This window comes from Nocardiopsis coralliicola (genome assembly GCF_054779695.1).
This window is the reverse complement of sequence record NZ_BAAGXT010000036.1, coordinates 51,882-61,984: the sequence shown is the minus strand read 5'-3', so window position 1 is coordinate 61,984 and position 10,103 is coordinate 51,882. Positions and strand designations below refer to the sequence as shown.

Genomic DNA, 10,103 nt, shown 5'->3' with positions numbered 1-10,103 from the left:
GAGAGCCGGCAGAAGTCGGGGTAGTCGGGCACCCAGTAAGACGGCGGGACATAGCCGCGCTTACGGGCCCCGAACCAGCGGGGTCCGGGCCTGGGGGCATCAGCAGACATAGAGAACAGCTCCCTTGTTGTCTTGAACTTCCGTGTAGGAAGCGTCCCTCTAAGGGCAAGGAAATCGCTATTGACCTGCTGTTATTTCGACAGGGTGCGAGCACGGGCCGACAAATTTACGACATCATCTAACAGTCATCGAACACATGTGACACCATAGAACAATGGCAAAAGCGGAGACCCCGGAGGAAATAGCTGCGGCGGTGTCGATAGCTCGCACACTTCGCGAAGCGCGCATAAAGTCCCACCTCAACCAGACAGAACTCGCCGATCGCGTCCACGTCGGCCGCCAGACCATCGGTAGGTACGAGTCGGGCGGCCACATCCCGAGCCGCGAGTTCGCCCTTCTGCTGGAAGGGGCTCTCGGGGCAGACGGGCTACTGGCGAGCCTGCTGCCCACGAATGAAGCCGAGCACCACAAACTGCTTCGGCGCTACGTACACATCGAACAGACGCGGGCTTCCTCGTTGCAGCAATGGCAGGCTCTTGTGGTGCCTGCCCTGCTGCAGACGGAGGAGTACGCGCGCGAAGTGCTGGCGGTAGCAATTCCGCCAAAGTCCTCTGACGAGGTCGAACGCTTCGCAGCCTCTCAAATGACCCGCCAAGACGCCTTCTGGCGGGACCGTCCGCTTGAGGCCCACTTCGTCGTGAGCGAGGCGGGCGTCTCGCAGCTGGTCGGGGGGCTTCAAGTGATGCGCAAGCAGTGGCAGAAGCTCATAGAGTTGTCGGAGAACCCCTATATAACGCTGCAGGTCCTCCCACGTGAGGTCGGAGCGCACGCCTCGATGCAAGGCTCTTATACGATCCTGGAAATCGAGGCGCTGGAGTGGGCGGTCTACGTAGAGACCATGGTCGGCGGTGACGTGGTCACCCATACGCAGGCCGTCACCCACGCCCGCCGCAGGTTCGGCGCCCTCACCGCGGATGCCCTGTCTCCCCGGGACAGCGTCAAGCTCCTCCGCGAGCTGCAACAGGAAGAAGAGAAGGTATGAGCAACTGGCACACGTCCAGCTACTCGGCCAACGGCGGCGAGTGCGTTGAGGTCCGAGAGGGTGTGCTCACGCTGGTTCGGGACACGAAGCACCGCCACCTGGGCCACGTCGAGTTCACCTCCGGCGAGTGGCACGCTTTCCTCGAAGCCCTCAAGCACGGCCGGCTTTAGGCCTCAGCAGCGGCCCGGCGGCACGGTCGCCGGGCCGTCTGCTTGGGTACACCCTCGCTAACCCCCAACCGAGGAGTCCCATGTCCGAGAGCCTGAAGTTCCGCAAGTCGAGCCACAGCAACCCGCAGAACTGCGTCGAGGTCGCCGACGTGCCCGGCGGCAGTGCCGCGGTGCGCGATTCTCAGAACCCAGGCGCCGGCCACTTCATCCTGCCTTCTTCGGAGTGGTCGGCGTTCCTCGACGCGGTCCGCTGCCACCAGCTCTAAGCCACAGAGACGGCCCGGCGGCACGGTCGCCGGGCCGTCTGCATGGGTACACCCTTGCTGCTGCCCCCTGACGCGAGGAGCCCTTGGTGCCGGAGAATCCGACCTTCCGCAAGTCCTCCTACTCCGGCGCTCGCACCGAGGGGTGTGTGGAGGTAGCCCTCGACTTCCGCAAGTCCAGCTATAGCCAGCCGAACAACAACAACTGCGTCGAGGTCGCCGACTTCGCCGGAGGCTCGGCGGTGCGCGACACGCAGCACCGCCACCTGGGCCACGTCGAGTTCACCTCCGGCGAGTGGCACGCCTTCCTCGAAGCCCTCAAGCACGACCAGCTCTAAGCCACAGCAACGGCCCGGCGGCACGGTCGCCGGGCCGTCTGCATGGGTACACCCTCGCTAACCCCCAACCGAGGAGTCGCATGCCCGAGAGCCTGAAGTTCCGCACCTCCTCTTACAGCGGCGGTGGCGGGCAGAACTGCGTTGAGGTCGCCGACGTGCCCGGCGGCAGTGCCGCGGTGCGTGATTCGCAGAACCCTAGCGCCGGGCACTTCATCCTGCCTTCTTCGGAGTGGTCGGCGTTCCTCGACGCGGTTCGCTGCCACCAGCTCTAACCCTCAGCAGCGGCCCGGCGATGCGGTCGCCGGGCCGTCTACTTGGGTACACCCTCGCTGCTGCCCCCCCTGGCGTGAGGAGCCCTGGTGTCCGAGAATCCGACCTTCCGCAAGTCCAGCTACTCGGTCAACGGCGGCGAGTGCGTCGAGGTCAACGAAGGCGTGCGCACTTTGGTGCGCGACACGCAGCACCGTCACCTGGGCCACGTCGAGTTCACTTCCGGCGAGTGGCACGCTTTCCTCGAAGCCCTCAAGCACGGCCGGCTTTAGGTGACAGCAACGGCCCGGCGGCACGGTCGCCGGGCCGTCTGAATGGGTACACCCTCGCCAACCCCCAACCGAGGAGTCCCATGTCCGAGAGCCTGAAGTTCCGCAAGTCGAGCCACAGCAACCCGCAGAACTGCGTTGAGGTCGCCGACGTGCCCGGCGGCAGTGCCGCGGTGCGTGATTCGCAGAATCCAGGCGCCGGCCACTTCGTGCTGTCGTCTTCGGAGTGGTCGGCGTTCCTCGACGCGGTTCGCTGCCACCAGCTCTAACCCTCAGGAGCGGCCCGGCGGCACGGTCGCCGGGCTGTCCGCATGGGTACACCCTCACCGTCGTTGCGCCCTGAACCCGCGCATGGCTGCACTGCACCCCCGTTACAAGTGCATGCCCGGAAAGGGTGACCCCCCATGGCCCCCACCCCCGAGACCGACACCTCCGGCAGACCCGCCCGCGGCCCCTTCGCGCGCGTCGTCGCGTCCAGCCTCATCGGCACCACCATCGAGTGGTACGACTTCTTCCTCTACGGCTCCGCCGCCGCCCTCGTCTTCGGCAGCGTCTTCTTCCCCGACTCCGAGCCGCTGACCGGCGTCCTGCTCTCCTTCGCCACCTACGCCGTCGGCTTCATCGCCCGCCCCGTCGGCGGACTCGTCTTCGGCCACTACGGCGACCGCATCGGACGCAAGAAGCTCCTCGTCATCAGCCTGCTGATGATGGGCGGCGCCACCTTCCTCATCGGCCTCCTGCCCGGCTACGCGGCCATCGGCCTCGGCGCCCCGCTCCTCCTCGTCCTCCTCCGCGTCGTCCAGGGATTCGCCCTCGGCGGCGAATGGGGCGGCGCCGTCCTCCTCGTCTCCGAACACGGCGGCGACCGCTACCGCGGCTTCTGGGCCTCCTGGCCCCAGGCCGGCGTCCCCTGCGGCAACCTGCTGGCCACCGCCGTGCTGGCCGTCCTCGCCGCCGTCCAGGACCCCGACGCCTTCACCACCTGGGGCTGGCGCATCCCGTTCCTGCTCTCCGGGCTCCTCGTCCTCGTCGGCCTCTACGTCCGCCTCGCCGTCGAAGAGTCGCCCGTCTTCCTCGACGCCAAGCGCGCCGCCGACGCCCGCGCCGCCCAGCAGGGCGCCCCCGAGCGCCCGCCGCTCATCGCCGTCGTCACCGAGCACTGGCGCGAGCTCCTCGTCGCGATGGGCGTCCGGCTCGCCGAGAACACCTCCTACTACGTGATCACGGCGTTCATCCTCGTCTACGCCACCGACGAGGTCGGCCTCGACAACAGCACCGTCCTCAACGCCCTCATCATCGCCGCCGTCGCCCAGCTCATCGCCGTCCCGCTCTGGGGACTGCTCTCGGACAAGGTCGGCCGGCGCCCCGTCACCGCGTTCGGCGCCATCGGCGTCGGCGTGTGGGTCTTCGCCTTCTTCCCGCTCCTCGACGGCGCCACGTTCCCCCTGGTGCTCACCGCCGCCGGTGTCGGACTCGTCCTGCACGCCGCCATGTACGGGCCGCAGGCCGCGTTCTTCTCCGAGCTCTTCGGCACCCGCACCCGCTACTCCGGCGCCTCCATCGGCTACCAGCTCGCCTCGATCGTCGCCGGCGGCCTCGCGCCGCTCATCGCGACGGCCCTGCTCGCGTCCTTCGGCTCGTCCCTGCCGATCTCCGTCTACGTTGCCGGAACCTGCGTCCTGACGCTGGTCGCGGTCGCCGCGTCGCAGGAGACGCGCGGCCGGACCCTGCACGGCGCAGCGTCCTCCGAACCGGGCTGACTCCGGTCGGCGGCGCCGCGGAGCCGTGCCGCCGCGGACCGCCGGGCTCCGGCTGCGGACCGCCTGGTCTGCAGCCGGAGCCGCTGAGCTCGCGGACGGACGGCGGGTTCCTCCCGTGCCATCGATGCAGCTGCCGCCGCCCCCCCCCGGCGGCGAGGCCGGTGCGCTGCCCGCCCGGGTGGGGCCCGTCCAGTGCTCGGCATCGACCCGCAGAACGACGGCTCCGCCGGAACGCCGCCCGGCAGGCGTGTCCCCGTGCCGGGCGCGCTACCGCGCGCCGGCGCAGGACGAGCAGGCGGTCTCCGCGGTCACGAGCGGGCGCTTCGCCCCGGCCGCGCCGGACGTAGGGACGGCGTGCCGACCCCGCTGGAGCGCCCGGGAGGCGCGGCCGCAGCGCCGGCACGGGCGTGCTGCCGAAGGGCCGTGTGGGCGGTGAGGCCGGTGCGGCCGAGCGGCCGGAGCCGGCTGCGCCGTGCCCACCGTCGCGCCGCGCCCGCTCCTTCTCCGCTGCCGGTCGGGGAACCGCCGCCCCGCTCTGCTCCGTCCCGCCTCAGCGGCCGGTCACGCCCTAGGCGCCGGCGACCTCGCCGTCGACGCCGGCGCCGACCGGGAGGTAGCGGTACAGGTGGGAGCGCTCGCCGCCGTCCAGGCGGCGGACGCCCTGCCGCTCCAGGTCGAACCCGACCATCACCGACGTGCCGCGCAGGTACACGTGCTCCTCGTCGGCCAGCACATACCGGAGCCGGAAGCTGGCCGTGCGGACCTCGGCCACGTCCATCCGCACGGTCACCGGCGCGCGGCGCAGCAGCAGCGGCCGCACGTAGTCGACCTCGTGCCGCGCCACCACCAGCGACCCGAACAGCGGGCCGCCCTCCTCGTCGGAGGCCCACTTCAGGAAGCCCACCCGGGCGTCCTCCAGGTAGGTGAGCATCCGGACGTTGTTGACGTGGTTCAGCGGGTCCAGATCGGCGAACCGGATCTGCGCCTCGTGGACGTGCACCTGCCCGCCGCCGAGCGCCGCACCGGACTCCGCCGCGCCCTCGGCCACCGTCTCCACCACTGCCGCTCCTCGCTGACGACGTCGAACGGCCCCGCCCGTTATGGGCGGGGCCGCCATCAATCCTCCCAGCCGCCGGGCCGGCGGGGCGGGGCAGCCCCGCCCTGCGGGACTACGCCGTGCCCGACGGGACCGCGAGGCCGGTTCCGCGCGCAAGGTAGGCGAGCTGCTCGGCGCCGAGCTGGATACTCCGGCTCACCGACCGCGCCGAATGCCCCACCTCCGACTCGCGGCGCAGCAGCACCGGGCGCTGCGAGGGCGGCGACGCCGTCGCGTACTGCAGCGCCGCGCACATCTTGCGGGCGTGCAGCGGATCCACCCGGGTGTCGTTGTCGAACACGGTGAACAGCACCGAGGGGTAGTGCACCCCCTCCGCCACCCGGTGATAGGGCGAGTAGCCCAGCAGCCAGCCGAGCTGCTCCGGGTCGTCGGCCGAGCCGAACTCGACGTTCCACAGCCGGCCCAGGCCGAACCGCTCATAGCGCACCATGTCCAGCAGCGGCGCCGAGCAGACCGCTGCGGCGAACAGCTCCGGGCGCTGCGTGATGGCCGCTCCGACCAGCAGGCCGCCGTTGCTGCCGCCCATCACGGCCAGCCGCTCCGGATCGGCGGTGCCGCGCGCCACCAGGTGCTCGGCGGCCGCCGCGAAGTCGTCGAAGACGTTCTGCTTGCGGTCGAGCATGCCGTCCCGGTGCCACTCCTCGCCCTCCTCCAGGCCGCCGCGCAGCCCGGCGATGGCGTAGGCCCCGCCGGCCTGCACCCAGGCGAGCGCGTTCGCGCTGTAGCCGGGCGTCAGCGGCAGCCGGAAGCCGCCGTAGCCGTACAGGACCGTGGGCAGCGGGCCGCGCGCACTGCACGGCGTCAGCACGAGCATCCGCACCGTGGTGCCGTCCGCGGACGCGAACGCGGCCTGCTCGACCCGCACGCCCGGCAGGTCCAGCTCCGCCGCGCCCGGAGCCTGCGCCCACGGCTCCAGCGCGCCGGTGTTCACGTCGAGCCGGTACACCGCCGGGGGAGTGGTGTGGTCGGTGTAGGAGAGCCAGACCTCGTGGCCGCCGTCGTCGCGCACCGTCGCCGCGGTGACGCTGCCCAGGCCCGGCAGCTCGACCCGGCCCAGCAGAGCGCCGGTCTCCAGGTCGTGCCGTGTCACCTCGCTCACCGCGTGCCGCGACCAGAGCGCGACCAGCTGCGCCTGCTCGGCGCCGGCACCGTCGGCGATCACATAGCCGTCCAGCACCGCCTGCGGGTCCGGGCCGACCAGCGTCCGCCACTGCGCATAATCCGGCTCGGCCGGGTCGCAGACGCACACCCGGCCGCGCGGGGAGTCGCGGTCGGTGAACAGGTACAGGCGGCCGTCCCGCCCGATCCGCGGGTCGACCTCGGCGTCGGCGCCGACCTGGATCGGGGTGAAGCGCGGCGCCTCGGGCCCGGTCGCCGACAGGTCGGCCACCCAGGCGTCGTTGGCCGCGGAGGTGCCGAGGGCCGCCGTCAGCAGCAGGTACCGGCCGGAGTCGTCGGTGTCCAGCGCGTAGAACTCCGTCATGTCCCGGCCCGCGCCGAAGACGAGCACGTCCTCCTCAGTCGGGCGGCCCACCCGGTGCAGGTAGACGCGGCGGTGGTACTGGGCCTCGCCGGCCGGCACCTCCTCCGGCGGCAGCCGGCGGACGTAGTAGAAGGCGTCCCCGCCGGGCAGCCACGCCGGTGCGTGGTGGCGGGTCCGGTCGATCGGCCCGTCGACGGTCTCCCCGGTGGCGATGTCCATCACGCGCAGCCGCGACTCCTCGTCGCCGCCCTCGGAGAGCAGATAGGCGAGGAGCCGGCCTTCCTGATCGGGGAACCAGCCGTCGAGGGTGGTGGTGCCGTCCGGGTCCAGCGCCCCGGGGTCGATCAGCACGCGCTCCGGCTCGCCCGGCGCCGCGGTGAGCAGCACGCCGTGCTCCTGCCCCGGCGCGCGGCGCATCCAGAAGGAGCGCTCGCCGCGCCAGACCGGCGCGGCCGTGTAGCCCGCACCGAGCAGCCGCTCCAGTGCGGCGGTGAAGTAGCCGGTGGCGCCGTCGCGCGGCTCGCGCTCCTGCGCCCACCGCCGGTAGAGCTCGTCCTGTGCCGCGGACCAGTCCTTTGCGGCCGCCGAATCGGCGTCCTCCAACCAGCGGTAGGGGTCGGCGACGGGCTGCCCGTGCAGCATCTCGACGGGGCCCGAGCGGGCGGCATTGGGGTAGCGGAGATCGGCCATGGCGGCAGCCTATCGGCGCGCTTTCCCGGCCCGGGCGGATCCGTGCGCGATGATCGGAAGGCAGCACCGCAGGATAATTGGGGTGGCGCGGTACCGTCCGGACCCAGCACACTGAATGCGGGACGCAACACTGCGGGAACCACCTACGGGAGGTCCGTGTGAACGAGTCGACAGCGCCGGTCCCCCGACCGGCCCACAAGGAGGTCTCCTGGCTGGCCGACTGGCTGGCTGGGGTAGAGACACGCACGGTCGGGGCGGGACGATGAGCGCGCCCGCGACAGGGGAGCTACGCCGCCACGTGCTCCTCCTCAACGCCAGCTACGAACCCCTCACTACCCTGCCCCTTCGCCGAGCCGTGCTGCTCGTGCTGCGCGATAAGGCCGAGGTCGTCCACGGTGACGAGGCGGGTGCCGTCCTCCATTCGGCGACATCCGTGCTCTCGGTGCCGTCGGTGATCCGGCTGCGGCGCTACATCCGGGTGCCCTACCGGCGGCGCGTGCCGCTCACCCGGATCGCGCTGATGCGGCGGGACAGCAACCACTGCGCGTACTGCGGTAAGCGTGCCGAGACCATCGACCACGTCATCCCGCGCAGCCGCGGCGGCGCGCACGTGTGGGAGAACGTCGTCGCCTCCTGCAAGCCCTGCAACCACCGCAAGGCCGACCGGCTGCTCGACGAACTGGGCTGGACGCTCAACGTCACGCCGAGCGTGCCGCGCGGACTGCACTGGCGGCTGATCAACGGTGATCAGCACGGCGACCCCCAGTGGGCGCCGTACATGGCGAAGCAGGCGGCCTAGGCGGTCTCGGGGCGGTGCCGCCCCGGTGCGGCCGTCGGTGGCACGGTCGCGTTGACTGCCCGCGGCACCCCTGCGGTGCCGCGACAGGCTCCGCCATCGGCGGCGCCGGCTCAGCGAAGGGCGTTCCCGGACCGAACCGGCCCGGGGGCGCCCGTTCTGCTGTCTGCACCGGCGTCGTGGTGCTCCGGTGCCCGGCGGCAGCCGCCCGCGGCGGCGCCGGGGGGAGGGGCGGTCTGCTGGCCGCACGTCCGGTGCTGCGGTGGCCGGGGAGCCGCGACGCCAGCCGCGGCCTGCGGGGATGGGCGTGCCGGACGCGCCGGGCTGCCGGCTCGGCGTGTGGCTGGCGGGGGTCGGCTGTCCCGTGTACCACGGCCCCTGCGCGAGTGAGCGGGGCGGTGAGGGGGCTGTCGGTCGGGCGAGTCCAGCGCGGCCCGACGTGCTCTGTGAGCCGCGGTGACGCCGTCCGCGGTCCGGCCGGGTGGTGGCCGGAGCCGGCGCCGGGAGCGACGGTGTCTGTATGGCGCGTCGGCGCTTGCCGCTCCGCTGCCGTGTGCGGGTCGACCGCAACGTCCGCGCCGGTGCGGTGGTGAGCAGCTGTCCTTGCGGCGGGTCCGGGGGCGCTGGACGGGGTGCCGGCGGCGCGGCACCGCGTGAGGTGCTCGCAGAGCGGCGATGGCTCCGCCGGCGGGATTCGGGGAGGTGGCCGCTGCCGGGTGCGCGGCGATGTCTGCGCGGCGCGGGCCGGCCGGGGCCGCTGCCCCGAGCTGGTCGTCCACAACCTCCGTGCCGGGCCTCCGCCGGCGGGGCGGGCTCCCTATCCTGGGTCCATGCCTCGTTACGAATACGCCTGCCGCACCTGCGGCGACTCGTTCGAACTCTCCCGCCCCATGGCAGAGTCGTCCGACCCGGCCTCCTGCCCGTCCGGGCACGGCGACTCCGTGAAGCTCCTGTCCAGTGTCGCCGTCGCCGGCAGGGCCGCGGCCCCCGCGCCCCAGGGCGGCGGAGGCTGCTGCGGGGGCGGCTGCTGCGGCTAGGGCGTGTTGGGTGGGCACCTGTCCTGCTGCGCTGCGCCCTGGCACGCCCCTCGCGGGGTTCTCCTTAGTCGACAGGAAAACCCGCCCTGACTCCTTCGTCGGCCTGGCGATGGGTGCACCAGGACGCCGCTCGCGGTGAACGCCACCCGCCCAACACGTTCCGGACGTGTTGGGCGAACACCTGTCCTGCTGCGCTGCGCCCTGGCACGCCCCTCGCGGGGTTCTCCTTAGTCGACAGGGAAAACTCGCCCTGACTCCTTCGTCGGCCTTGCGATGGGTGCACCAGGACACCGCTCGCGGTGAACGCCACCCACCCAACACGCCCTCGGGCGGGTTCGGCGAACACCTGCCCTGCTGCTTCTCGCCCCGGCGCGCCCCTCGCGGCGTGCTCCCGATCGAGCAGAAGCCTGCCCTGGTTCCCCTGTCAGCCGTGCGGAGGGTGTGCCTGGCGACGCCGCTCGCGGTGAACGCCATGACATCCCCGGGGGCCGGCTCGGCCGCCGTGCCGACTGCGCAGGCCGGCACCGTGTCGGAGCGGGGGCCGGTGCAGGCAGCGCAGCCGCCGTGCGCTGCACCGGAGTGCAGCACCGCAGGTCCGGGTTTCCGCCCGTGTGCGCCGCCGGAATCCGGTGGTGCCGGGCCGACGGGGCGAGAGCCCGTTCTCCGGTCGCGGCCGTGCGCGCCGGTGAGAGCGGTGCGGCCCGCCTGCCGAATCGCGGCCCTCCGCGGCCCCACTTCCTGACTTCCTGCGCTGCACGGGCGAATCCCCGGCCGGCGTGGGGCCGTGGCTCGCCGCGGCTTCCGTGCC

Annotated in this window: 12 protein-coding genes; 10 read left to right on the top strand and 2 right to left on the bottom strand. The window is 72.2% G+C overall.

Annotation, left to right across the window (positions count from 1 at the left end):
- The first annotated feature begins 274 nt into the window (after positions 1 to 274).
- The 8 genes from ACYVGT_RS21095 to ACYVGT_RS21060 all read left to right on the top strand — a co-directional run bounded on the left by ACYVGT_RS21095 (position 275) and on the right by ACYVGT_RS21060 (position 4,172).
- The gene (locus tag ACYVGT_RS21095; protein ID WP_460861184.1) at positions 275 to 1,102 is read left to right on the top strand and encodes a helix-turn-helix domain-containing protein; all 828 of its coding nucleotides are present in this window, start codon (positions 275 to 277) and stop codon (positions 1,100 to 1,102) included.
- The gene (locus ACYVGT_RS21090) at positions 1,099 to 1,272 is read left to right on the top strand and encodes a DUF397 domain-containing protein (RefSeq protein WP_460861182.1); all 174 of its coding nucleotides are present in this window, start codon (positions 1,099 to 1,101) and stop codon (positions 1,270 to 1,272) included. The genes ACYVGT_RS21095 and ACYVGT_RS21090 overlap by 4 nt, the downstream gene beginning before the upstream one ends.
- Positions 1,273 to 1,352: 80 nt before the next feature.
- On the top strand, positions 1,353 to 1,538 hold the full coding sequence (locus tag ACYVGT_RS21085; RefSeq protein WP_460861180.1) for a DUF397 domain-containing protein: 186 nt from the start codon (positions 1,353 to 1,355) through the stop codon (positions 1,536 to 1,538).
- An 86-nt stretch (positions 1,539 to 1,624) separates the two neighbouring features.
- Positions 1,625 to 1,873, top strand: a complete 249-nt coding sequence (locus ACYVGT_RS21080; RefSeq protein ID WP_460861178.1) for a DUF397 domain-containing protein — start codon at positions 1,625 to 1,627, stop codon at positions 1,871 to 1,873.
- An 80-nt stretch (positions 1,874 to 1,953) separates the two neighbouring features.
- Positions 1,954 to 2,145, top strand: coding sequence for a DUF397 domain-containing protein (locus ACYVGT_RS21075; RefSeq protein ID WP_460861177.1), 192 nt, complete (start codon positions 1,954 to 1,956; stop codon positions 2,143 to 2,145).
- Between the two features lie 87 nt (positions 2,146 to 2,232).
- Positions 2,233 to 2,415, top strand: coding sequence for a DUF397 domain-containing protein (locus tag ACYVGT_RS21070; protein WP_460861175.1), 183 nt, complete (start codon positions 2,233 to 2,235; stop codon positions 2,413 to 2,415).
- A gap of 80 nt (positions 2,416 to 2,495) precedes the next feature.
- Complete coding sequence (locus tag ACYVGT_RS21065) at positions 2,496 to 2,681, top strand: DUF397 domain-containing protein (RefSeq protein WP_460861172.1); 186 nt, start codon at positions 2,496 to 2,498, stop codon at positions 2,679 to 2,681.
- A 135-nt stretch (positions 2,682 to 2,816) separates the two neighbouring features.
- A complete protein-coding gene (locus ACYVGT_RS21060; RefSeq protein ID WP_460861170.1) occupies positions 2,817 to 4,172 on the top strand; it encodes an MFS transporter in 1,356 nt (451 codons plus the stop codon).
- Positions 4,173 to 4,740: 568 nt separating this feature from the next.
- On the opposite strand, the gene ACYVGT_RS21055 is transcribed toward ACYVGT_RS21060, so the two are convergent.
- The gene (locus ACYVGT_RS21055) at positions 4,741 to 5,229 is read right to left on the bottom strand and encodes an acyl-CoA thioesterase (RefSeq protein WP_460861193.1); all 489 of its coding nucleotides are present in this window, start codon (positions 5,227 to 5,229) and stop codon (positions 4,741 to 4,743) included.
- A 112-nt stretch (positions 5,230 to 5,341) separates the two neighbouring features.
- Positions 5,342 to 7,462, bottom strand: coding sequence for a prolyl oligopeptidase family serine peptidase (locus ACYVGT_RS21050; RefSeq protein WP_460861167.1), 2,121 nt, complete (start codon positions 7,460 to 7,462; stop codon positions 5,342 to 5,344).
- A 298-nt stretch (positions 7,463 to 7,760) separates the two neighbouring features.
- Between ACYVGT_RS21050 and ACYVGT_RS21045 the strand changes: the two genes are divergently transcribed.
- Together ACYVGT_RS21045 and ACYVGT_RS21040 are read left to right on the top strand one after the other, a co-directional pair.
- A complete protein-coding gene (locus ACYVGT_RS21045) occupies positions 7,761 to 8,261 on the top strand; it encodes an HNH endonuclease (RefSeq protein ID WP_460861164.1) in 501 nt (166 codons plus the stop codon).
- Between the two features lie 827 nt (positions 8,262 to 9,088).
- Positions 9,089 to 9,295, top strand: a complete 207-nt coding sequence (locus tag ACYVGT_RS21040) for an FmdB family zinc ribbon protein (protein WP_460861162.1) — start codon at positions 9,089 to 9,091, stop codon at positions 9,293 to 9,295.
- Positions 9,296 to 10,103: the final 808 nt, after the last annotated feature.